The organism is Streptomyces sp. NPDC005728, from assembly GCF_040630895.1.
GTDB lineage: Bacteria > Actinomycetota > Actinomycetes > Streptomycetales > Streptomycetaceae > Streptomyces.
Genome location: NZ_JBEXYL010000043.1, coordinates 37951 through 59784 on the forward strand (window position 1 = coordinate 37951; position 21834 = coordinate 59784).

The 21834-nt window shown below is 71.6% G+C and carries 22 protein-coding genes and 1 pseudogene; 6 read left to right on the forward strand and 17 right to left on the reverse strand.

Going from position 1 to position 21834, the window contains the following annotated elements; all coding sequences use genetic code 11:
• Positions 1–8: 8 nt before the first annotated feature.
• On the reverse strand, positions 9–1133 hold the full coding sequence (locus ABZ471_RS26605) for an alpha/beta hydrolase-fold protein (protein ID WP_359069593.1): 1125 nt from the start codon (positions 1131–1133) through the stop codon (positions 9–11).
• Between the two features lie 151 nt (positions 1134–1284).
• Between ABZ471_RS26605 and ABZ471_RS26610 the strand changes: the two genes are divergently transcribed.
• The 4 genes from ABZ471_RS26610 (at position 1285) to ABZ471_RS26625 (ending at position 3921) form a co-directional block, all read left to right on the forward strand.
• The gene (locus ABZ471_RS26610) at positions 1285–1497 is read left to right on the forward strand and encodes an MbtH family protein (protein ID WP_359069595.1); all 213 of its coding nucleotides are present in this window, start codon (positions 1285–1287) and stop codon (positions 1495–1497) included.
• A gap of 22 nt (positions 1498–1519) precedes the next feature.
• Positions 1520–3097: an amidohydrolase gene (locus ABZ471_RS26615; RefSeq protein ID WP_359069597.1), complete on the forward strand. Its 1578-nt coding sequence runs from the start codon at positions 1520–1522 to the stop codon at positions 3095–3097.
• Positions 3094–3324, forward strand: coding sequence for a hypothetical protein (locus ABZ471_RS26620; protein ID WP_359069599.1), 231 nt, complete (start codon positions 3094–3096; stop codon positions 3322–3324). The genes ABZ471_RS26615 and ABZ471_RS26620 overlap by 4 nt, the downstream gene beginning before the upstream one ends.
• A gap of 135 nt (positions 3325–3459) precedes the next feature.
• Complete coding sequence (locus tag ABZ471_RS26625; RefSeq protein WP_359069600.1) at positions 3460–3921, forward strand: GNAT family N-acetyltransferase; 462 nt, start codon at positions 3460–3462, stop codon at positions 3919–3921.
• A gap of 90 nt (positions 3922–4011) precedes the next feature.
• Here the strand turns inward: ABZ471_RS26625 and argB are convergent, their stop codons facing one another.
• The 3 genes from argB to ABZ471_RS26640 all read right to left on the reverse strand — a co-directional run bounded on the left by argB (position 4012) and on the right by ABZ471_RS26640 (position 6533).
• Positions 4012–4875 (reverse strand): acetylglutamate kinase, encoded by an 864-nt coding sequence (gene argB, locus ABZ471_RS26630; protein ID WP_359069602.1) that lies wholly within the window; start codon positions 4873–4875, stop codon positions 4012–4014.
• 59 nt (positions 4876–4934) lie between these two features.
• Entirely contained in the window at positions 4935–5648 is a 714-nt protein-coding gene (locus ABZ471_RS26635; RefSeq protein WP_359069604.1) for an isochorismatase family protein, read from the reverse strand.
• Between the two features lie 165 nt (positions 5649–5813).
• Entirely contained in the window at positions 5814–6533 is a 720-nt protein-coding gene (locus ABZ471_RS26640; RefSeq protein ID WP_359069606.1) for a DUF2470 domain-containing protein, read from the reverse strand.
• 223 nt (positions 6534–6756) lie between these two features.
• Between ABZ471_RS26640 and ABZ471_RS26645 the strand changes: the two genes are divergently transcribed.
• Positions 6757–7200 carry a hypothetical protein gene (locus ABZ471_RS26645; RefSeq protein WP_359069657.1) on the forward strand — a complete coding sequence of 148 codons (444 nt, stop codon included), beginning with the start codon at positions 6757–6759 and terminating at the stop codon, positions 7198–7200.
• A gap of 59 nt (positions 7201–7259) precedes the next feature.
• On the opposite strand, the pseudogene ABZ471_RS26650 reads toward ABZ471_RS26645, so the two are convergent.
• A pseudogene (locus ABZ471_RS26650) lies at positions 7260–7454 on the reverse strand (helix-turn-helix domain-containing protein); the annotation flags it as partial.
• Positions 7455–8313: 859 nt separating this feature from the next.
• On the opposite strand from ABZ471_RS26650, the gene ABZ471_RS26655 reads away from it, so the two are divergent.
• On the forward strand, positions 8314–8994 hold the full coding sequence (locus tag ABZ471_RS26655; protein WP_359069609.1) for a phosphatase PAP2 family protein: 681 nt from the start codon (positions 8314–8316) through the stop codon (positions 8992–8994).
• 7 nt (positions 8995–9001) lie between these two features.
• Here ABZ471_RS26655 and ABZ471_RS26660 read toward each other — a convergent pair whose 3' ends face one another.
• Genes ABZ471_RS26660 through ABZ471_RS26715 form a run of 12 tightly spaced genes read right to left on the reverse strand, consistent with a single transcriptional unit; the run spans position 9002 to position 21833 of the window.
• Positions 9002–10327 carry a glutamate-1-semialdehyde 2,1-aminomutase gene (locus ABZ471_RS26660; protein ID WP_359069610.1) on the reverse strand — a complete coding sequence of 442 codons (1326 nt, stop codon included), beginning with the start codon at positions 10325–10327 and terminating at the stop codon, positions 9002–9004.
• A gap of 7 nt (positions 10328–10334) precedes the next feature.
• Positions 10335–10886, reverse strand: coding sequence for a dTDP-4-dehydrorhamnose 3,5-epimerase (gene rfbC / locus ABZ471_RS26665; protein WP_359069612.1), 552 nt, complete (start codon positions 10884–10886; stop codon positions 10335–10337).
• Positions 10883–12124: a polysaccharide pyruvyl transferase family protein gene (locus ABZ471_RS26670; RefSeq protein WP_359069614.1), complete on the reverse strand. Its 1242-nt coding sequence runs from the start codon at positions 12122–12124 to the stop codon at positions 10883–10885. Before ABZ471_RS26670 ends, rfbC begins: the two co-directional genes overlap by 4 nt.
• Positions 12121–13068, reverse strand: coding sequence for a glycosyltransferase family 2 protein (locus tag ABZ471_RS26675; RefSeq protein ID WP_359069616.1), 948 nt, complete (start codon positions 13066–13068; stop codon positions 12121–12123). The genes ABZ471_RS26670 and ABZ471_RS26675 overlap by 4 nt, the downstream gene beginning before the upstream one ends.
• Entirely contained in the window at positions 13065–14363 is a 1299-nt protein-coding gene (locus ABZ471_RS26680) for a hypothetical protein (RefSeq protein ID WP_359069618.1), read from the reverse strand. The genes ABZ471_RS26675 and ABZ471_RS26680 overlap by 4 nt, the downstream gene beginning before the upstream one ends.
• Positions 14360–15643 (reverse strand): DUF4910 domain-containing protein, encoded by a 1284-nt coding sequence (locus ABZ471_RS26685; RefSeq protein ID WP_359069620.1) that lies wholly within the window; start codon positions 15641–15643, stop codon positions 14360–14362. The genes ABZ471_RS26680 and ABZ471_RS26685 overlap by 4 nt, the downstream gene beginning before the upstream one ends.
• The gene (locus ABZ471_RS26690; RefSeq protein ID WP_359069622.1) at positions 15631–16656 is read right to left on the reverse strand and encodes an SDR family oxidoreductase; all 1026 of its coding nucleotides are present in this window, start codon (positions 16654–16656) and stop codon (positions 15631–15633) included. The genes ABZ471_RS26685 and ABZ471_RS26690 overlap by 13 nt, the downstream gene beginning before the upstream one ends.
• Before the next feature lie 3 nt (positions 16657–16659).
• The gene (locus tag ABZ471_RS26695) at positions 16660–17307 is read right to left on the reverse strand and encodes a PIG-L family deacetylase (RefSeq protein WP_359069624.1); all 648 of its coding nucleotides are present in this window, start codon (positions 17305–17307) and stop codon (positions 16660–16662) included.
• A complete protein-coding gene (locus ABZ471_RS26700; protein ID WP_359069626.1) occupies positions 17304–18098 on the reverse strand; it encodes a sugar phosphate nucleotidyltransferase in 795 nt (264 codons plus the stop codon). Before ABZ471_RS26700 ends, ABZ471_RS26695 begins: the two co-directional genes overlap by 4 nt.
• Positions 18095–19330 carry a class I SAM-dependent methyltransferase gene (locus ABZ471_RS26705; protein WP_359069628.1) on the reverse strand — a complete coding sequence of 412 codons (1236 nt, stop codon included), beginning with the start codon at positions 19328–19330 and terminating at the stop codon, positions 18095–18097. The genes ABZ471_RS26700 and ABZ471_RS26705 overlap by 4 nt, the downstream gene beginning before the upstream one ends.
• Entirely contained in the window at positions 19330–20598 is a 1269-nt protein-coding gene (locus ABZ471_RS26710) for a glycosyltransferase (protein WP_359069630.1), read from the reverse strand. Before ABZ471_RS26710 ends, ABZ471_RS26705 begins: the two co-directional genes overlap by 1 nt.
• Before the next feature lie 2 nt (positions 20599–20600).
• The gene (locus ABZ471_RS26715) at positions 20601–21833 is read right to left on the reverse strand and encodes an O-antigen ligase domain-containing protein (protein ID WP_359069632.1); all 1233 of its coding nucleotides are present in this window, start codon (positions 21831–21833) and stop codon (positions 20601–20603) included.
• Position 21834: the final 1 nt, after the last annotated feature.

Below are 21834 nucleotides of genomic sequence, written 5' to 3' on the forward strand. Positions count from 1 at the left end.
GAGGCCGCTCAGGCGAGGGCCCAGGCGACATCCCTGAGCAGGGCGTGCCGCCAGCCCGCTCGGTCGTGTCCTGACGCCGACCGGGCAACCCGCACGGTCGCACCGGCCTGTTCGGCCAGGGACTCCACCAGGTCGCAGTGGGGCAGCATGGGCGTCTCGTGTTCCCCCACGTCGAACGCGACTCGCAGACCGGACAGGTCGGGGCGCTCCCGCAGGCGCGTGGCGACGGCCCCGCCGACCGGGCCGCCCATGGGGTCCGCCCGGTCCATGGCGTCGGGTGTCCACCAGAACGACCCCGACTGGCAGGCGACGCGGGACACCAGGTCCGGGAACTCCAGTGCCGCGTACATCGCGCTCAGCCCGCCGAGACTCTGCCCGGCGACCACCAGCCGGTCCGGGTCGACGGGGGTGCCGGAGTCCGCCACCAGCGGCAGCAGTTCGTCCCGGATCGCCTCCCACAGCTCGGGCCTGCACGCGAACTCGGCCTCCCTGTCCTTGGCCGGGAGGAGGACGAGGGTGACCGGGGGCAGCTCGCCACCGGCGACGGCCGAGTCGAACGCGGTCATGGCCGGGTGCAGGTACAGCCAGTCGTCCCCGTCGAGCAGCAGGACCACCGGCCCGCCGCCGCCCGCCGGGTGGACGCGCACGGTGCGCCGCCCGCCGAGCCGTTCGCTGGTCCAGCGGAGCCGGGCGCGCGGCAGGGGCAGGACGGCTGCGGCGCCGAGGACGGGCCAGTGCGGCTGGGCCGGGGCGTCCGGGGTGGCGGCGATGGACCGGTCACCGCCCGCACCGACCGGGTTGAACGGGTCGGCGTACGCCGCGTCGCCCGCGAGGAACCGGTAGGTGACCCGCAGCCGTTCGGGCATGCGCACCTCGGCGTACCAGCAGTCCGTGTCGCCCCACCGGCGCAGGGGTACCGGCTCCGACCAGCTCTCGAAGTCGATGCTCGCCTCGGACCCGCGCCACAGGAACAGGGTCGTCCAACCGCCGTTGCCGGCGGGCAGCGACGTGGGCGACCCCGCCTCCGCGGCCGCCCAGAACTCGTCGGTGCCGGGTTCACCGGGCAGTCCGAACTCGACGAAGGGATCCTTCAAGTCGGCCGTGGGGTCGGAGACGGGATCGGTCCTGCGCATACAACGTCTCCTTGTGACAGGGAAGTTGAGAGGCTAAGCTCCTCTCGTCTTACTTAGGCGAGGCTAACCTAAGCGTGGCATTCTCTTCCATACCCGATCCACTTCTCCCGACGCGACTGTCACCGGACCCGTCGGCCCCGAGGAGGCACCGATGAGCACCAACCCGTTCGACGACACCGAAGGCCGTTTCCTGGTCCTGGTGAACGACGAGGGCCAGCACTCACTGTGGCCGTCCTTCGCCGAGGTGCCCGGAGGGTGGACGACCGTCTTCGACGAGAACAGCCGCGAGGCGTGCCTGGAGTTCATCGAGGCCCACTGGACCGACCTGCGCCCCCGGTCCCTCTCTGCGTCCATGGACGGCTGACCACCGCCGGGGTATCTCGCTGATGCTGTGCACCAGACTGACGAACGCCCGCTTCCTCACCATGGACCCCGACCACCCCGTCGCCCACGACCTGGGCATCTGGCGGGGCCGGATCGTCGGCCTGGACGAGGCCGTGACCTCCCTGCCGGCACGTGAGGTGATCGACCTGCAGGGCGCCACCGTGCTGCCCGGGTTCATCGACGCCCACGTGCACCTGGCCTGGACCGGGTTCAAGGAGAACACTCCGAGCATCGCGGGCCGCTCGCGCATCGACGACGTGCTCGCCGTCGTGGAGGAAGCCGTCACCCGGAAGGGCTCGCCCGGCTCCTGGGTGAGCATCGCCGGCTACGACCAGCGGGCCCTCGGCCGTCATCTGACCGCCGCCGAAGTGGACAAGGTCAGCCACGGCCGCAAGGTGTTCCTGCTGCACGACTCGGGGCACGGCTGCGTCGTCAACACCGCCGTTCTCGACCTGCTCCCCGCCGACATCCCGCACGACAGCGGCTTCCTCACCGAGGGCGCCATGGGCGCCGCCCGCGCGCTGCGCCTGCCGTACTCCCAGGCGGAGTTGGCGGAGGCCATCGGACGGGCCGCCCGGACCTGCCTGGCCCAAGGCGTCACCGCCTGCGCCGAGGCGGGCATCGGCGGCACCCTCTTCGGCCACAGCCCGGTCGAACTGGGTGCCTACCAACTCGCCGCAGAGAAGGGTCTGTTGCCGCTGCGTGTACAGCTCATGGTGTCCGCGGACCGGCTGCGCACGGTCGCCGCCCACGAAGCCGACGGCATTCCCCGGGCCCTCGACCTCGGCCTGCGCACCGGGTTCGGCGGCGACCGGCTCTCGGTCGGCGCGCTGAAGATCTACACCGACGGCGGCATGATGGCCCGGACCGCCGCGCTCAGCAGCCCGTACGAAGGGCTCGACCACACAGGCCAGTTGCAGGACGACCCGGACGTGCTCGCGGACACGATCGTGGACGGCCACCTCGCCGGGTGGCAGCTCGCCGTTCACGCGATCGGCGACCGCGCGGCCGACATCGCCCTGGACGCCCTGGAACGGGCCCAGCGCCTCCGTCCGCGCCCCGGTGCCCGGCACCGCATCGAGCACGCCGGCCTGATCCGCCCCGACCAGCTGCCGCGCTTCGCGCAGCTCGGCATCAGCGCGGTCGTCCAGCCCGACTTCCTGCGCTGCTTCGGCGACGACTACGCGGCGATCATGGGCGAGCAGCGGGCCCCGTGGCTCTACCGCGGCCGGGCGTTCCTGGACCACGGCATCACGCTCGTCGGCAGCTCCGATCGCCCCGTCACGGACGGATCCCCGTTGCGAGCCGTCCAGTTCATGGTCGAACGCGCCTCCGAGTCCGGCCAGGTGATCGGCCCGGACGAGGGCATCACCGTCGACGAAGCCCTGCGCGCCTACACCGTCGCCGGCGCCTTCGCCTGCCACCGGGAGGACAGTCTGGGAAGCCTCACCCCGGGCAAGCTCGCCGACCTGGTCGTGCTCGGCGACGACCCCCGGCACGTCGACACCTCGCGCATCGGGGACATCGAGGTGTTGGCGACGTACGTCGACGGCCGTGAGACCGGGAGGCCGGCGTCGTGAGCAGGAAGGCGCCGGCTGTCGAGAGCTACGCGCATCTCTGGGAGGGCGATGTGTTCCGGAATCGCTGGGTCATCTGGAACACGGCAGCGGAGACCCTGGTCTTCGACAGGGAGACCAACTGCCCCGTGGACGCCGGCGACGAGACGGTCCTGCACGAGGTTCTGTGCAGGATGCGAGAGGCGGGCGTACCCGAGACCGACGACTATCCGGGGCGCCCGTGTGGTTAGACGCGACCCGCGATGCCGAAGGCGGAACCGGTGCCGGGCACTTGTCGATCGTGGAACCGAGGAAGGACAGCCTTGATCACGGCTTCGCCGCGCTCTGCCCTGCCGCCGCAGACGCCTCACGCACCGACGTCCTCCGTGCGTACCGCCCGTCGGGAGGACGCTGTCGTACTCGCTGACCTGTCCCGGCCCTTCGTGCGCTCGGGGGCGCTGCGGGAGCGGCCGGTCTCGCTCTACGCCACCCATGCGGCCGACTTCCTCGTGACGCAGGCCCCCGACGGCACCGTCGAAGGCTGTGTGGGCCTGCGCGTGCATCCGGCCGAATCGGGGGAGGACCGCGGTGGCCCCACGGGGGTCGTCTACAACTTCTGCGTGGCCGGGCAGAGGCAGGGATGCGGAGTGGGAGCCCGGCTCCTGCGCGCCGTGCTGTCCAGGGCGCGCGCTCAGTCGCTCGGTGCCCTGTTCACGGCGACGACCGGCGGTGGCGGTCTGTTCCTCCGGCACGGGTTCGTGCCCACGACCGCGCTCCTGGCACCTCCGTCCTGGGCGGAGTCCCTGGATCCACGGCGCAACGCGCGGATCCTCACGCGCATCCTGTGACCGTCGGCCCAGCGTCAGGGGCGGGGTGCCGCACGTCTGTGCCCTCACGGGTCCGTCGGCAGAGCGTGAGCACCCCGTCCTCTGCGGCGGTCATGCAGATGGCTCGCCGTGGTCCGGACTGTCGTCGGGAACCACGGTGGTGCCGGGGCTCGTCTCGCCGGCAATCCCTCGCAGTACCGCATGCGGCACGCGGCCGTCGGTCACGTGTGCCTTGCGCACGCCACCACGGACGGCCCGCAGGCAGCCCTCCATCTTCGGCAGCATCCCGCTCGCCAGTCCCGGCAGCATCCCGTCCAACTCGGTGACGGTCAGGCGCTCGATCACCTCGGTGGTGTGCGGCCAGTTCGCGTACAGCCCCTCCACGTCGGTGAGCATCACCAGCCGCTCGGCGTCGAGGGACACGGCCAGGGCCGATGCCGCGAGATCGGCGTTGACGTTGTAGACCTGTCCGTCCTCACCGCGTGCCACGGGGGAGACCACCGGGATGTGCCCCTGCTCCAGGAGCGTCCGCACCATGCCCGCGTTCACGTCCACGATGTCGCCGACGAGACCGATGTCCACCGACCGGCCGTCCACCCGGGCCGGCCGTCGAACGGCGGTCATCGTGTGTGCGTCCTCGCCCGTCAGGCCCACGGCGAAGGGCCCGTGGACGTTGATGTGGCCGACCAGCTCCCGCTGGACCCGGCCGGTCAGCACCATGCGCACCACGTCCATGGTCTCCGGAGTGGTCACCCGCAGGCCCGCCTCGAAGCGGGTCTCCAGGCCGAGGCGGTCGAGCATCGCACTGATCTGCGGCCCGCCGCCGTGTACGACGACCGGGCGCAGTCCCGCGCGCAGCAGCTCCACCACGTCCTGCGCGAACGTCCGCTGCAGGCTCGCGTCCACCATGGCGTGGCCGCCGAACTTGACGACGACCGTGCTGCCTCGCAGTTCCCCGGGCCTGAGAAGGGACAACAGGCGGGGCACCTCCCCACCGACACAGCCATGGGCTCCGGCCACAGCGGCTCGTAAGGTCATGTTCTCCGTCTCTCCGGGTATCCGTGTGCCTGCCCGATATCGCGCGTGATGTGATCACGCGCTTTCGGCTGCCTGTGCAGGAGTAGGCCGCGCAGCAGACCGTCCGTCATGCAGACCACGCCGCTGCGTGCGGCCCACCGAAGGGCCAGGGTGTGCTCCTCGGCGGAGAAGTCGGCCACCGCGTCGGCGACGACGAACGGCTGGATGTCGTTCATGAAGGCGTCTGCCGCGGTGAGCAGGACGCCGAGGTGCGCGTACACCCCGCAGATGATGAGCTGGTCGCGCCCGTTCGCACGCAGCAGCCTGCCGAGATGGCTGCGCAGGAAGGCGTTGTGGCGCACGTTCGCCAGCAGATGCTCGCCGGGGCGAGGGGTGAGGGGCGTGACGATCGCGGCGGCCTCCGGCTCGTCCCCGATGCCCGGCCCCCACATGTCGGCGACGAGCCCGCGCTGCCCCGGCGGCTGTCCGGCCGGTTCCGCGCTGAAGACGACGGGCATGTCCAGTGTCCCCGAGAGTTCCCGGAGCGCCGCGATGTTGTCGACGAGGTCCACCACAGGGGGACGCCCCGGCGGGAACGCTCCGACGAAGTGGTTCTGCATGTCGTGGACCAGGAGCGCGGCGCGCGCCGGGTCGATCGTCCAGGAGACACGCGACCGGGGAAGGGCGGAGCGGTCCGGCATGGGGTAGGAGTCGATGGCGGGCAAGCCCATGGGTGATTTCCCTCCCCTGATACGCACACACCGCTGGGTCCGGACTGCCAAGATTTTATTAGCTAAACCTAACCTAAATGATGTGAATCCTGGCTCGGATCGGCCTGTCTCCCGGGGCTTGCACGGCGGCCGGCTGCCGGCCGGGGCAAGGGTGTTGCCGACGGCTCATCGGTGGCTGCGTGATCGGCTGTGCCGGCGGGTGCAGTGTGCGGACGCCTGTGTGGCCAGTGCGGCGATCTGCCCCAGTGCCGCGTGGGGTGTGCGTGCGGGGCCGGGAAAGGGGAGGCGGACGTCGCTGTGTGTACGGGCGCGTTCGAGTCGGAGTACGAGACCGTACTGGTCCAGGCGGACCGGGCGTACCCGGCTCGCCGCGAGCAGGAGCCGGGGCGGAGCCAGCCGGGACAGTGCGGCAACCGTCTCGTCGTGGGTGGTGTCGAGGTGGGTGAGCAAGTGCGCCTCGTGCAGGGCGAGTGGGTCCGGCGCGGCGAGGGCGAGTTCGTCGAGTCCCAGGCGGGTCGTCCCGTCGGTCTCCTGGAGGGCGGCGCGGGCGCGGTGGAAACGCAGTCGGCCCGGCTCGTCGGGGCTGAGCCAGCCGCCCAGAGTGAGGCGGGCGCGGACCCGGTCGCGCACGGGTACCGGAGTGATGTCGGTCAGCTCCACGATGGCGGCGAGGTCGCGCCTCGAGGTCGTGGTGAGTGCGGCGGCGATGCAGCCTCCGGACGGGTCCTGCAGGGTCAGCCGACCCGCGTCGTCGACGGCGTGCAAGCCGATCAGCTCGATGCGGTACGTCTCTGTGGTGAGGGTCAGCGACGTGGCGGCCGCGAGGATCGAGCGGGCGCGCTCGGCGGGGGCCGGCTCGATGGGCTGGTCGGGGTCTGACTTCATCCGCCATCTCCAAAGTTAGGTAAGGTTTACCTTATCTGATACTTGCTTGGGCGGGGAGTCCGTTGGCTCATGGGGCGTCATCGGCGGTACGTGGCGGGCGCGTAGATGTGCGTGCCAGGTGCCTGCCCCCTGGTTGAAACGAAGGGTAGATCCAGGCCTTGCTGCGACAGGGGTCACGGCACCGCGGCTCGGGTGGGGGACAGGCAGAGGTGTGGGGCATCCATTGCGCGCTCGTGTGCGAGACCGGGATCCGGACGCGTCCGGGCAGATATTCGACGACCACACGGCGGCCGAGGTGCTCGGCTTGGCCGTCGGCGCGGTGGGGGCCCGCCCCTTCCGCGCCCGGAAACGACTCCGCAGTCTCACGGAGGCGGAACTCCGGCAGCCGCGCAGAGCAGCACAACGCCCTTCGGTCGCAGCCGCCGTCACACCACCCGCACGCCCCCGGCTCCCCCGTCCGCTTCCCGGCCCCGCGCGCCGCCTCGTCCTCCTCGCCGTACCGCTGGGGCTGGTCGCGGCTGTGGCCGCGGGAGCGGCCTCGACGGCGCCCCGGACGACGGCCGCCGGGCTCCGGCCACCGCCGCGGAACGCCGGGAAGCGGTGCGGCTGCTGGACCGGCCTCGGCGGCCGGCGCGATGCGCTCGCGCGGCGTGCCGGGGTCGCGTAGGCGGCGTCCATGTACACCCGGTTCTCCTCGAAGGCCCGTTCGGCCACCGCGATGAGGACGGCGGACCTTCCGCCCACCCGGTGGTAGACCGTCTGCACGGCGACGTCGGCGCGCTCCGCGACGGCCTCCAGCGTCAGCGCCGCGGGTCCGCCCGCGACCAGGGTCTCTTCGGTTGCTTCGACGATCGCCAACGGCCCGGGCCGCGGCAGCGGCGGTTTCCGGTGGCGCGGTGGCGGGCTGCGTGTCGGCGCCACTGGGCCGGTTGACGCATGGATGACGCTCGTTCTGAGCGGCCGTCAGTTGCAGGGAGGCGGGTGTGCGAGCACGGGTGAGCCCAGCGGTGTGGGATCCGTCGATATCGGTCGATCATGCCAACATGGAGAATCGCGGCCGGTGGTACGCTCTCCGGTCGCCCCTGGGGGCCGTGACGCCGCGTGGCGACGGCCCCGGTAGGTCCGAGCGGTGCCAACATCGCGTTCCGGGCCCAAGCCGAGGCCCGCAGGAGGGCGTCATCCATGACGCATCACGATCGCGGTTTCGGTGACATTCCGTGGCTCGCACGCGGAAGGGCGATCCGGAACAACAATGCGCGGAGCGTTGACACACGGACTTTTCGACGGCGGTTTGCCGCGACCGCATGTTGGTTAGGGTGGCGAGTAGAGACTGATTCCGATGCCCTTGGCCAAGGTCATGGACAGGCTGGCGAGTTCGGACTGCACAGGCCATCCTGCTCGGTCCAGCCGTGCACAGCCTGTGCATCCGACGATCCCGGCCATGTCGGCGGGCGGGAGCGGGCAGTTCTCGGGGACGCGGCATCGCGGTAGCGGTGGGTGACATGGCGTTGGCCCCGAGGGGAGGGGGAGGTGCATCGGATCTGCCGGATGGTCTGCGGACATGAAGCACCTCTGCGCATGGCAGACAAGAAGGTCACCGAAAGCAGGCCAGGCAGTCTTCAAGAGGGCCTGGAGCAGGGGAAACAGGAAGCCGCTGATTCGTGGCTGCCCATCGGTCGGGTGAGGGGCCGCCCCCTCACCCTCCCTCAAGACGTCAGGATCCGAACATCATCTACCGATCACGGCAAAGCACCTCAGGCCGACCGGACGAGGTGGGCGTGTGACCGGCCGGTCGGCGCGCGAGGTGCTCCCCCGATCGCTGCGCGGGTGGCTCGGGCTGATCGCGGCCCTCGCCGCGCTGGTGGTCGTCGTATTGGGGGTCCTGTATGCCGACGACAGCAAGCCCGGCACGGTGGATGCGCGGATCGGGACGGCGCTGGACGGTGTGGGGACGCCATGGCGGCACGTCGCTCTGGCCATGGACTTCTTGGGGGAGCCCGCCGGATCGGCGACGCTGGTCGTGGCCGCCGTGACGGGCTGCCTGCTGCTTCGGCGTCCTCGCGCGGCGGTGCTCGTCGTTGCCGGCGTCGGCATGACCGTGGGGACGGCGACGCTGCTCAAGTCCCTGGTGGGACGCACCATCCACGGCGACAACCTGTCCTATCCGAGCGGGCATACCGCCTTCGCCACCGCGCTCGCCCTCATGGTGGCGCTGCTCGCGACCGGCCTGCTCGGCCTCGGCAGAACGGCCGGCACGTCGCTCGTGCTCGCCGCGGCGCTGGTTTCCGGCGCCGCCATGGGCTGGGCACAGGTCGCCCTGGGCGCGCACTACCCGACCGACGTCCTAGGCGGCTGGTGCACCGCGCTGGCGGTGATACCGGCGACCGGGTGGCTGGTGGACCGGACGGCTGACCGGCTGGTCGGTCGGATGGCCGACGCCGGTCGGCGGGAGCGTCGCTGACATCACGTCACGCCAAGCGGCGGAATACGGGCTTCACCGGTCGTCCGGCCAGCCAGGGGGTGGGGTCGGCGGCGTCCAGTGCCTTCCGGTACACCGCACATGCCTCGGCCACCACGTCGACGGTGTGATCGATGTCGGCGTCGTCGAGCGCGCTGCTCACCACGAAAGACGGGGCCAGCACCCCGCCCGCGAGGAGCCGGCGCAGGAACAGGGTGCGGTACTGCTGCGACGGCTGCCGGTTCTCGTCGAGGGTGGCGAAGACCAGGTTGCTGGCCCGGCCCCGGACGACGATGTGGTCGCCGACGCCCATGGCGGCCGCGGCGTCGCGGACACCGGCGGCCAACCGGTCGCCGAGGGTGTGCAGCCGCGCGGTGACGCCCTCTTCGACGTAGGTGGTGAGCACGGCCATCGCGGCCGCCAGGGAGTGTGTTTCCGCACCGTGCGTGGTGGACAGCAGGAACACCCGGTCGCCGGAGTGACGCAGCCCGCCCAGCTCCATCAGGTCGCGGCGCCCGGCCAGCGCGGAGACGGCGAATCCGTTGCCCAGCGCCTTGCCGAACGTGGAGAGGTCGGGGACGACGCCGTACAGGCCCTGGGCGCCCGCCTCGGACCAGCGGAAGCCGGTGATCATCTCGTCGAAGATCAGTACGCAGCCGTGCCGGTCGGCCAGCTCGCGCAGGCCGGCGAGATACCCGGGCGGCGGCTCGGTGTGGGTGGCGGGTTCGAGGATCAGGCAGGCGACCTCGTCCTGGTACCGGGTGAGCAGCTCCTCCGTGGCGGCCAGGTCCCCGTAAGGGAACGCCACGGTGAGCTCGTTGGTCGCCGCCGGAACACCGGCGGACATCGGTGTGGTGCCGATGAACCAGTCGTCGACGGAGAAGAACGGATGGTCGGCGCAGAGGGCCACCCGCGGGCGCCCGGTGGCGGCGCGGGCGAGGCGCACCGCGGCGGTGGTGGCGTCGGAGCCGTTCTTCGCGAACTTCACCATCTCGGCGGTCGGCACCGTGGCCAGGAAGCGTTCCGCGGCCTCGACCTCCACGATGGACGGCCGGACGAAGTTGCTGCCGCGGTCGAGTTCCCGCCGCACCGCCTCGATCACGCGTGGGTGGGCGTGGCCGAGGCTGACCGACCGCAGGCCGGAGCCGTACTCGATGTAGCGGTTGCCGTCGATGTCCCACACGTGGGCACCGCGGCCGTGGCTGATGACCGGGGCCAGGTTCTCGGGGTACTGGTCGTCGCCCTTGGCGTAGGTGTGCGCGCCCCCGGGGACCATGGCGTGCAGCCGCTCGTTCGCCATCATCGATCGAGGCAGGAGGAACTCTTCGGTGTCCACGCGAACTTCACCTTTCCATTTGCTTCAGGGCCTCGGCGAGGCTCGGCGCCTCCCGGTCCCGCTGGGACATCGATCTGGCCGGCAGCGGCCAGGGAATGGCGAGCTCCGGGTCGTCGAAGGCGATCGTGACGTCCTCGGCGGGATCGTGCGGCCGGTCGATCCGGTACGAGACGTCGGTGGTGTCGGTCAGAGCCTGGAAGCCGTGCGCGCAGCCCGCCGGGATGTACAGGGTCACCTGCGTCTCGTCGGACAGCTCGAAGAAGGCCGGGTTCCGGTACGTCGGCGAGTCCGTCCGCAGGTCCACGACGACGTCGAAGATCCTCCCGTACGAGCACCGCACCAGCTTGGCCTCGCCGGCGCCGGAGCGCAGGTGCAGGCCGCGCAGCACGCCCCGGACCGAGCGGGACACGCTGTCCTGGACGAAGGCGTCCGGGTCGAGGCCCACCGAGCGGACCACGTCGGCGTCGAAGGTGCGGCAGAAGAAGCCGCGCTCGTCGGCGTAGGGGGTCGGCTCGAAGAGGTACGCGCCGGTGATCTCCGGGACTTCGGTCGCCTTCATGGAGCCTTCCGCGAGGTGTGGGCGTGGTCGGCCGCAGGGAACAGGGCCGCGGTCAAGGAGTTGAACTGGTGCTCGAGGCGCCGGGCGGCGGCCAGGTTCCGCTCGGTGAGGGTCCGCCGCAGCCCGGCCGAACCCTTCTCCAGCGCATGGAACTGCTCGAGCAGCCGGTCGGCGTCGACCTCGCGCGCCGGGTGGCAGTACGCGCCGAGGCCCATCTCCGCCATGAGCGCATCGCTCTTCGCCGCATAGCAGAGAGCGAGCACCGGCGTACCGGTCTTCAACGCGCAGATCAGGTTGTGGTACCGGATCGCCACCACGGTGTCGGCAGCCGCCATTTCCTTCATCAGGTCGGCCAGTGAGAACGGCTCGGCAGCGGTGACCAGCGGCGAGTCCACCGCGTCGAGGATCGCGGCGACCACCGACGCGTCGCACTCGTCACCGGTGAGCAGCCGGACAGCCCTGCCCTCCTCGACCAGCGCGCGGACGAACCGGATCGTGCCGTCGAGGTAGCGCCGGTGTATCTCATCGGCCCGGGCGCGATCGTCGTTGCCGCCGTGGAAGTCCATGACGCCGACGCAGACCGGGCCCGGCGGGGCCGACGGGTCCGAGGGCGCGCTCGCCCGCGGCGTCGGCAGGGCGAACGCCAGGTCCGGGTAGACCTCGTCGCGCGCGGTGTCCACGCCCATCGCCCGCATCGCGTCGCGGGACTGCGCGTCCCGGTACGACCGGTAGGCGGCCAGCCGCGCCGACCAGCGCACCAGGGCACGGGTCGGCCGGTTGCCGATCGTCGCGGCGCCGACGCTGACCAGCGCCACCCGGGTGCGCAGCAGTCGGCCACTCGCGCAGAGCAGGAACAGCGAGTACGGGAAGCCCCACGGCCGCAGCGGCAGCGTGGCCTCCAGGACGCCCATGCCCGGGACGATCACCACGTCGTGCCGGCGCACCCAGGCGGCGGTGCGGAAGACGTCGACGAGTTTGCCCAGACCCTTCGCGGCGATCGCGCCCGCACGCGACGCGGTCCGGTACTCCCCGCGGTACCAGTGCAGCCGTGTCGCGGGGATCCCGAACCGGGTCGTCACGGCCTCGGGTCCGCCGCACAGTGCGTCCACGACCGCCTCCGGGTGTTCGGCGCGGAGGTACCCGAGCACGGCTTCGAGCGATCCGTCGTTGCCGAGGTTGCCGGAGCCGAGCAGGCCGAACACCCCGACGCGCACCGGGGCGCTGTCCGCGGCCGTCATGCCTGCCTCCCCTCGCGGCCGGCGACGAGGGCGTCGACGGAGACCGTGAGCAGGCCCGGATCGACCGGGGCGCGGTCCTCGACCCGCTCACCGGCGCCCGGCCGGACCCGGCTGGCCATCCAAGCGGCCAGGTGGCGGTAGCAGGCGCGCCGGTCGGCCGGGGACAACGGCGCCCGCCGGACCGCCGCGACGAAGCCCCACATGTACTCGGCGAGCAGCCTGGGCGTCGGGTGCAGCAGGCCGGCCCGACGCGGGTCCAGGTTGACGCACCGGGAGCGCTTGGACGGGTTCGCCCGCTCGGCGCGGGTGGGGTGGTCGCGGCGGAAGTACAGCAGCTCCGGCACCTGGTGGAAGGGCCCGTGCAGGGTGATCTCGGCGACGTACGTGCGGTCCGCGTGGTGGTAGCTGTCCATCGGTTTCACCCGGCGCAGCATGTCGGCCCGCATCACCCCGTAGAAGTCGTCGCCACCCGGCTCGAACAGCAGACTGCGGAAGCGCTCCGGCGCGTGCGGAGAGTCCGTGGCGAGCCCGTACTCGTAGGGGACCTTCACCTGGCCGTCGCCGTCGATGACCGCCTGGCCGGTGTGCGCGAGGATCATGTCCGGCCGCTCGTCCAGCGCCTCCACGCAGCGCCGCAGCAGGTCCCGGCCGTACAGGTCGTCGTGCGAGGCCCACTTGAACAGCTCGCCGCGGGACTCGGCGAACACATGGTTGTGGTTCGGCGTGGCGCCGATGTTGCGAGGCAGACGGAGGTAGCGGATGCGGGAGTCCTGAGCCGCGTACTTGCGGCAGATGCCCTGCGTCCCGTCGGTCGAGGCGTTGTCGGAGATGACCAGCTCGAAGTCCTCGTAGGTCTGGCCGAGCAGGGCGTCGAGCGACTCGGCCAGGTACTCCTCGCCGTTGTACACGGGCAGGCCGATGCTCAGCCTGGGGCGGTCGGTCATGAGGTCCTCACTTCGCGGATGGGATTGCGGTGGCGCTCGCGCAGGGCGGACCGCAGTTGCAGCCACCACACCGCCGAGCCGCTGACGGTTGCGGCGGCGACGCCCCAGGCCGAGCCGACCGTGCCGGCGGCGGCCGCCCCGCCGAGCCCGCCGCCGACATAGCAGGCGGAGGCGAACAGCTGGCAGCGCAGGCTGCGCCGGGCCGCGCCGAGTGCGCGCAGCCCGGCCGCCGCGCCGGTGCCGAGGCCCGCGCCCGCGACGCCGAGAGTGACCGGCACGATGAGCTGCGAGGCGGAGTGCCAGACGCCGCCGAGCACCAGCTCGCCGAGCCGGCCGGGCATCAGAAGCAGCGCCGTGCCCCAGAGCAGCGCGCCGGCGGCCTGCCCCCCGCCCAGCAGGAGGCAGAACGTGCCGAGCCGGTGCGGGGCCTGCCGTAGCACCCGTGCCGCCTCCGGGACGGTGACCAGCGAAAGCCCCATGAGCACCGCCAGGAACGGGCCGAGCAGGAGCTCGGCGCCCCGCACCGCACCCACCGCGCCGACCCCGACGATCGCGCCGAGCCCGTACGCCCGCAGCTGGCTCGCGCCACTGAGGCTGACGTTCTCGACCAGGTACCGGTAGCCGAGATCGCGCTGCTCGCGAAGCCACCCGCGCGCCTCGGACATCCGGGGCCGGATGCCGGACTGGATGTAGCCGTACCCCGCCGCCACCGTGGCGGACGCGCCCCAGGCGAGCACGAAAGCGGCCACACTGCCCACACGGGCCGCCACCACCATGGCCGGGACGAGCGCGACCCCCCACACGACGTCGTTGACGAACGCCTTCCGCCCGGCGCCGGCGGCGAAGAACGAGAACCGCCAGGCGTCCTGGAGCAGCAGCCCCGGCAACATGACACCGAGGACGGCGAACGCGGGCCCCACGCGACCGCCGAGGCCGAGACCGGCCACCAGACACGCCGCGCCGATGGCCGCACCGACGCCGAGTGCGGTACCCGTCGACCGGGCCACCGCCCCGCGCCAGGACGCGTCCGGCACGCCGCTGAAGCGCACCACGAGCGGATCGGTGGCCAGCCCGCGGGAGACGTTGAGCACCACGCCGTACGTCACCCAGGCGAGGCTGAACACGCCGAACGCGGTCAACCCCAGCGAGCGGGCCACGTAGATGCCCACCGCGAAGTTGCTCACGCTGGAGGCCGCCTGGTCGGCCAGTCCCCAGGACAGCCGGCCGACGAGGGCCCGCCTGGCGGATCCGGCCGGTGCCGTCGTCTTCTCCCCCTCGATGCTCATCGGTGTCATGCCTTGATCAGGTCGGCGTCGCGCAGGGCACCGGCTGCGGCGGCGACGGTGTCGAACGGCAGCCCGGACCGCTCGGCGACGTCCAGCAGACTGTGCTCGCCGTCGGAGAGGCTGAGCACCCAGAGCATGGCCATCTGGGCCTGCTTCGCGTCGCTGCGGCCGCCGAGCGAGTCGTACAGCCCGCGCCGGCCCAGCTGTGGCTCGCCGTAGGGGCTGAGGTTGACGTACCGCCGGTTGCTGTCCAGCACGGCGAATGCCGCGCGGCAGAGGGCGAGCGTGTCCGCCATCGCCTCCGGGGTGACGAAGTCCGGGTCGTCCGCCGAGGTGTGGTACTCGGGGTAGCCGGCGTACGGGGTCCGGCTCAGCGAGCCCACGCCGAGATCGAACCCGGGCGAGCAGAACTGCCGCTCGTCGTAGCCGTACGGAGTGAACTCGGTGACCTGGTGCGGGCGTTCGGAGGCGCGGAGCACGTGCCGCATCACCCGGTCGATCTCCGCGTCGCCGCGCCTGCTCTGCTTGTACGTCAGCCGGCCCGGATCGCCGGCGCAGGCCAGCACCAGCCCGTGCTTGACCCGTTCCACCCGCTCCGCGTTGCGGGCCAGCCAGGTGATCGCCCCGATGGTCCCGGGCGCGTAGATGAACCGGTAGGTGTAGTACGGCGTTTCCTGTGCCAGCGCGCGGGCCAGGAACGTCGCCACCGCGATGCCGGCCAGGTTGTCGTTGGCCAGCGACGGGTGGCAGACGTGGCAGGAGACGATCACCTCGTCCGCGACCTGCCCGGGGACGACGTGCTCGGCGTAGGTGAGGTGGCCGTCCGCGAGGGTGGAGTCGATGCGCACCTCGTACTCGCCGTCCGGCAGCGCGTCCAGGGTCTCCTGGGCCAGGCAGAACCCCCAGTCCGGCTTGTAGTAGCTGGTGCGGTACGGGACCCAACTCGGGTGGTCCGGCAGGGTGTGCAGGTGCGCGCGAAGTTCGGCCAGTGGCATGGTCCGCGACACCGGCACGCTGTAGCCGAGGACATGCAGGCTGGACGCGGCGAAGTCGACGACCCGTTGGCCGGCGCTGTCGGCGACGTACGCGTCCCGGATGTTCCACTCCTGCGGCACCGTCCAGTCGAGCACCTGGGTCCCGGTCGGCACCTCGTGCACCTGCAGTGGCACGTACTCGCCGACGATCTCCAGGGTGGCGCGCACACCGTCGCCGGTGATGCTCCGGCAGAGCGGGTACAGCCGCTCCACCAGTGCGTGCATCTCTTCACCGACTGCGGTCATCGGCGCCACCGCAGGGTGTCGTCGACGGCGCCGGCGTCGGACGCCGCGCGCAGCACGGCAAGCCGGGTGAAGCGCTGCTCGAAGTCCTCCCGAGTCAGCCCGAACTTCCGGTAGGCGTCGGCGAGTTCGAGCGCGCCCTGCTTCACCGTCCACTCGCAGTCGAAGCCGGGGATCGCGGCGCGGAACCGGGAGAAGTCCACCCGGTACGACCGTGGATCGGCACCGTTCTCCCCGGTGATCACCACCTTCGCGCCGGACACCGCCTCGGCGACCTGCTCGGCGATCTCGGCGACCGTGACGTTGTTGATCTCGCTGCCGATGTTGAACGCCCGGTCGTGCACCGCTTCGCGCGGCGCGGTCAGCGCGGCCGCGAAGGCCCGTGCGATGTCGCCGGCGTGCACCAGCGGGCGCCAAGGGGTGCCGTCGGAGAGCACAAGGACCTCGCCGGACAGGAGCGCGTGGCCCACCAGGTTGTTCAGCACGATGTCGGCGCGCAGCCGGGGTGAGTAGCCGAAGGCGGTGGCGTTGCGCATGAACACCGGGCTGAAGTCGCCGTCGGCGAGCTCGTGCAGGTCGTCCTCCACCCGCACCTTGGATTCCGCGTACGGCGTCACCGGCCGCAGCGGGGCGTCCTCGGCCACCAGGTCGTCGCCGCCGGCGGCGCCGTAGACCGAGCACGTCGACGCGTAGAGGAAGCGCCGCACTCCGGCGTCGCGGGCCAGCCGGGCCAGCCGCACGGACGCGTGGTGGTTGATGTCGTAGGTGAGCTCCGGCGCCAGCGATCCCAGCGGGTCGTTGGACAGCGCGGCAAGGTGGATCACGGCGTCCACCCCGGTCACGTGTTCGGCCGTGACGTCGCGCAGGTCCACCCGCGGCCCCGGCGGGTCCGCGGGCGTCGGGCCCAGAACGCAGTCGGCGAACAGGCCGGCGTCCAGCCCGACGACCTCGTGCCCGGCGGCCGCGAGGACCGGGGCCATCACGGTGCCCAGGTAGCCCTGGTGCCCGGTCAGCAGTACGCGCAAGGTTCATTCCCCCAGGTCGAGAGTGAGTTTGGTGACGGCGAACGCCTCGGCGTAGCGCGCGTTGCTTTCGATACCGCGGATCCGGGCCAGCCCGAGGAAGGCTTCCCGGTCGTACCAGGGCCGGTGCCGCTGCGAGGGGTAGTGCTCCTGCAGCAGCCGCACCTTTTGTTCGGCGATCTCCGGCGACAGCGGCTGGTAGGCCGCCGGACGGCCGAGATCGCCGTCCCACTTGACGATCTCGTAGCCGAGCACGAGGTGGTCGCGGAACGCGGTGGTCATCAGCTTCGCCAGACCGCGGTGATCCTGGTGCGCGTCATCGGTGCGCGGGGCCAGCACGAGATCCGGCTCCGTGCCCGCGCGCAGCTCCTCGACCGCGGTCTTGGCCTCGTCCCAGTGCGCGGGCAGCCGGCCGTCCGGCAGCTTGTGCACGGTCAGCCGCAGGTCGGCGCCCGGGCAGAAGGCGGCGAGCGCGGCCTGCTCCTCCTGCTCCCGCTCGCCGCCACCGCCGGAGAGCACCAGTGCGTCGACGCGGATGCCCGGCCGCGCGAGGCACAGCGTCAGCAGCGTGCCGCCGGCGCCGATGGCGATGTCGTCGCAGTGCGCGCCCACCGCGACGATCCGGTCCAGGCGCCCGGCCCCGAGCCGGATCACGCTCTCGCTCCGGCACTGTCCCGTTCCCACACGGCCCACGGACGGTCGCCCCGGGCGTAGGCCTCGTCGAGTGCGGCCCGCTCCTTCACGGTGTCGGTCGGTTTCCAGAAGCCGCGGTGCTGGTGCGCAACCAGCCGTCCGCGCTTGGCCAGTTGGGCGCAACCGTCGGCGACCAGGTCCCCGTTCTCCGGGATGTGGTCGAAGACCTCCTGGCGGAGAACGAAGTAGCCGCCGTTCTCCCACAGCGGCAGTTCACTCACCGCGGTGATGCCCCCCACCAGGCCGTCCTCGCCCAGTTCCACGCAGTGGAACGAGGACTGTGGCGGCACCACCATCATCGACGCACCGGCGTCGCGCCGGGCGAACCGGTCGATCATCTCCGGCAGCGGGGCATCGGTGAGCACGTCGGCGTAGTTGGCGAGGAACATCTCCTCGCCGTCCAGGTGGTGCCGCACCCGGCGCAGCCGCTCCCCGATCGGTGACTCGATGCCGGTCTGCACGAACGTGATCGTCCAGGAGGCGATGTCGGTGGACAGCAGCTCGGTCCGTCCGCCCCGCAGCACGAAGTCGTTGGACGTCGTCTCCTCGTAGTTGAGGAAGAACTCCTTGATGTGGTGGGCCCCGTACCCGAGACACAGGATGAACTCCGTGTGCCCGAAGTGCGCGTAGTAGCGCATGACGTGCCAGATCAGCGGCCGCGGGCCGACCATCGCCATCGGCTTGGGCACGTCGTCGGAGGTTCCGTTGCGCATACGCAGCCCGTAGCCGCCGCAGAACAGTACGACCTTCATGCCTTGACCTCGACAATGCTCAGTTCCGGTATGGGAAAGACCAGTCGACCGCCCCAGTCGTGCACGAAGGACAACTGCTCGACCAGCTCGGCCCGCAGGTTCCACGGGAGGACGAGGACGTAGTCCGGTCTGTCGGCGGCTATCTGCTCGGGCGGCAGGATCGGGATGCGGGTGCCCGGGGTGAACCTGCCGTGTTTGTAGGGGTTGCGGTCGACCGTGTACGGGAGCAGGTCCGGCCGGATGCCGCAGTGGTTGAGCAGGGTGTTGCCCTTGCCCGGGGCGCCGTAGCCGACGACCGTCTCGCCGCGCTCGGCCGCCTCGATGAGGAACCGCAGGAGGTCCCGGCGCACCTTGGCCACTCGAGCGGAGAACTCGGTGTACCCGGACAGTTCCTGCAGCCCGGCGGCCTTCTCCCGGTCCAGCACCTCGGCCACCCGCTGCGTCGGCTCGCCGGCCACCTCGGTCGGCCGGGCCCACAGCCGGATGGAGCCGCCGTGCGTGGGCAGCAGCTCGACGTCCACGAGCGTGAGCCCGCCGCTCGCCAGCGCCCGGATCGCCGACGCGACCGTGTAGTACTGGAAGTGCTCGTGGTAGATCGTGTCGTACTGGTTCTCCTCGATCAGGGTCAGCAGGTGCTGCACCTCGATGGAGACCCAGCCGTCGTCGGCGACCAGGGCGCGCAGCCCCTGGGTGAACCCGACCACGTCGGGGATGTGCGCGTACACGTTGTTGGCCACGACGAGGTCCGCCGGGCCGTGCTCGGTGCGGACGGCCGAGCCGGTGTCCGGACTCAGGAACTCCGTGAGCGTGGGCACACCCGCGTCCCGCGCCGCGGCGCCGACGTTCACCGAGGGCTCGATGCCCAGGCAGCGGATCCCGCGGTCCACGACGTGCCTCAGCAGGTACCCGTCGTTGCTCGCGACCTCGACCACGAAGGCGTCGGTGCCGAGATCCAGCCGCTGTACGGCGTCGGCGACGAACGAATGCGCGTGCTCCACCCAGGAGGTCGAGTAGGAGGAGAAGTACGCGTACTGCGTGAACGTCTCCTCCGGCGTGATCAGCGGAGGGATCTGCGCGAGCCAGCAGTCGGTGCAGACCCGCAGGTGCAGCGGGTACGCAGGCTCCGGTTGGTCCAGTTGGTCCGCGGCGAGAAAGCTCTCGCACGGCGGGGTCGTCCCGAGATCGACGACGCTGGCCAGTCCCACCGCGCCGCAGAGTCGGCATCGTGTCATCAACTTCCCCCATCCCGCTCGCGCGGGTGTACCCGCCGCGAGCCAGTTCTGTCCCCTACCGGCGGCGGGCTGTCCCCGCCGCCGGACCGTCCCGCGATCGCGGTGCGGTACCCCTCCACCAGGCGCTCCAGCCCGACGGCCGGGCTGAAGTCCCGCTCGTAACGGCGCCGGGCTGCTTGGCCCATCTCCCGGTTGCGGGCCGGCTCGGCCGTGATCCGGCGCAGGCAGGACGCGAGCGAGGCGGGTTCGCCCGGCCGGTGCAGCAGCCCGGTCACCCCGTCCTCGACGAGTTCGACGAAGGCGCCGTGACCGGCGGCGACCGTCGGGACCCCCGCCGCCATCGCCTCCACGACCACCAGGCCGAACGCCTCCAGCCACGTGGAGGGAGCCACGACGGCGACCGACCGCGCGATGGCCTGCCTGCACTCCGCCGTGTTGTACAGGCCGACGTACCGCACGTCGTCGCGGCCCGCCGCCCAGGCGGCCACCTCTCGCTCCAGTGGCCCCGTGCCCGCGACCACGAGCGGCACGCCCACACCGCCGCCGACGGCGATCTCGTCCCACGCGGCCATGAGAAGCCGCACGCCCTTGGCCTCCGCGAGCCGGCCGAGATAGAGCAGATGCTCGCCGGCGCCATCTCGGCAGGCGCCCGGTTCGGGCACGAAGTTGTGCTTCACCGCCAGGCGCTCGGGTGGCATGCCGGCCCGTACCAGGACGTCGCGCTGCGCCGCGGAGATGCAGAAGAAGCGCTCCACGCCGGTCCACCACCGCCGCCGGTTGACCGACATGCTGACCGCGAGCGGCACCGTCGCCAGCCGGGAGTTCCGGTAGCAGCCGTGCCGGACGGCGGGCAGCGGCGTGGACCCGACGCACTCCGTGCACGGCCGGCCGTCCCGCTGCAGCGTGCCGGGCGGGCAGATCTGGGTGTAGTTGTGCAGCGTGGCGACGACGGGCAGGCCGGCGTCGGCACAGGCGGCCAGCACGGCCGGCGACAGGAGCGGGAAGACGTTGTGGATGTGCACCACGTCCGGCCGCTCGGTGCGAAGCCGGGCGGCGAGCTCTGCGCGGACCGCCGGGTTCCACGGCACCAGCAGCGGTACAGCGGCCTTGCCCGGCAGGGACCGGGCGGCGATGTCGTCGCTGCGCCGCTCGAACACCTCGACCTGGTGGCCGGCCTCGCGCAGCAGCGCCACCTCCTGGTCGACGACCTTGTTCTCCCCGCTCGGCTGCGCCGAGGCGTAGCGGTTGTGCACCACGAGGACGTGCATGCTCAGATCACCTCCGATCTCTGGGCCCATCGCGGGACGCGTCGTCGAGGGACTTCGGGTGCCGAGAGGGGAGTGGCCGCGGCAGGTGCCGCCAGCAGCGAGGCCGCCACGGCCAGGTGCAGCAGATACGGCGAGGCGTCGCCCAGCCCGGCCTCGGTGTACGACGCGATCGCGCAGTAGCTGATCAGGAAGATCGCGCAGGCCCTCGGCAGCGACGGTGGCCGCAGCAACGCGACGCCGCCCAGCACGATGATGAACGCCGCCACCAGGGCGACGCCGATCACACCCTGCTCGTTGTAGACGGCCAGCCAGCTGTTGTCGATCGGCAGCCCGTTGAACGACTTGTCGCCCAGGCCCGCGCCGAACAGGTACTCCGTGGTCGTCCGGGGTGCTGTCAGCAGGGCGTGCCAGACCTTGGCCCTGCCGGTGAGACTGGAGAAGTTCTCCTGGCTCTGCCCGCGCAGGAACCACGTCTGCAGTGCGGAGGCGAACCCCACCGCGGCCACCGCGCCGATCACCACCGCCCAGGTGAAGAACCGGCGAGCGGCGGCGCTGGTCAGGATGAGCGAGCCGATCGCCAGCGCCAGCCCGACGAGCAGGCCGAGCGTGGCCGTGCGGGTATGGGTCAGGGCGAGCAGGACGAGTGACGGCACGATGACCACGGCCGCGCTGGTCCTGTCGGTCCGGTGGCCCAGAAGGAGCAGCACGGTGAGCCCGATGATCACTGCTGCGTACTGTCCGATCTGCGGCGGGGTCAGCGGCCACAACGCGCCGACCAGCCGCCCGCCGTAGAGGTCGGGCAGGGCCGCGGCCGGTGAGGCGACCAAGCCGGCGGCCACCGTCGCGAGCACCGCCAGGTACATCCGGATGTGGTGCCGGACGAATGCCGGGCCGCCGTCCCACCAGAGGCTCAGCAGCCACAGCGTGCCGACGAAGAGAGCCAGCCGGAAGCAGCGGAACAGCGCGCCGAACCCGGATTCCAGGTGCACGCTGGAGATCACGCTCAGCACCAGCAGCAGGGTGAGCAGGAACAGGAAGGCGCTGGCCCGGATGCGCAGCCGGAGATTGACCGCGAGGGCCAGCGCGAACGCGGTGACCAGCGCGCCCATGGTGACCATCTGGATGAGGGAGCGGGGCAGCGGGACGATGGTCTTCGCCCCGGCGGAGCCGAGCGTGTTGAGGACCAGCAGCCCCCAGACGGTCCCGACGATCTTCGGTGTGTGGTCCGTGCTCATC

Bases quoted from the DNA above. Each gene is read 5' to 3' on its own strand.
- ABZ471_RS26605 (WP_359069593.1), bottom strand. From the start codon at position 1,133: ATGCGCAGGACCGATCCCGTCTCCGACCCCACGGCCGACTTGAAGGAT.
- ABZ471_RS26610 (WP_359069595.1), top strand. From the start codon at position 1,285: ATGAGCACCAACCCGTTCGACGACACCGAAGGCCGTTTCCTGGTCCTG.
- ABZ471_RS26615 (WP_359069597.1), top strand. From the start codon at position 1,520: ATGCTGTGCACCAGACTGACGAACGCCCGCTTCCTCACCATGGACCCC.
- ABZ471_RS26635 (WP_359069604.1), bottom strand. From the start codon at position 5,648: ATGGGCTTGCCCGCCATCGACTCCTACCCCATGCCGGACCGCTCCGCC.
- ABZ471_RS26640 (WP_359069606.1), bottom strand. From the start codon at position 6,533: ATGAAGTCAGACCCCGACCAGCCCATCGAGCCGGCCCCCGCCGAGCGC.
- rfbC (WP_359069612.1), bottom strand. From the start codon at position 10,886: ATGAAGGCGACCGAAGTCCCGGAGATCACCGGCGCGTACCTCTTCGAG.
- ABZ471_RS26670 (WP_359069614.1), bottom strand. From the start codon at position 12,124: ATGACGGCCGCGGACAGCGCCCCGGTGCGCGTCGGGGTGTTCGGCCTG.
- ABZ471_RS26675 (WP_359069616.1), bottom strand. From the start codon at position 13,068: ATGACCGACCGCCCCAGGCTGAGCATCGGCCTGCCCGTGTACAACGGC.
- ABZ471_RS26680 (WP_359069618.1), bottom strand. From the start codon at position 14,363: ATGACACCGATGAGCATCGAGGGGGAGAAGACGACGGCACCGGCCGGA.
- ABZ471_RS26700 (WP_359069626.1), bottom strand. From the start codon at position 18,098: ATGAAGGTCGTACTGTTCTGCGGCGGCTACGGGCTGCGTATGCGCAAC.
- ABZ471_RS26705 (WP_359069628.1), bottom strand. From the start codon at position 19,330: ATGACACGATGCCGACTCTGCGGCGCGGTGGGACTGGCCAGCGTCGTC.
- ABZ471_RS26710 (WP_359069630.1), bottom strand. From the start codon at position 20,598: ATGCACGTCCTCGTGGTGCACAACCGCTACGCCTCGGCGCAGCCGAGC.
- ABZ471_RS26715 (WP_359069632.1), bottom strand. From the start codon at position 21,833: ATGAGCACGGACCACACACCGAAGATCGTCGGGACCGTCTGGGGGCTG.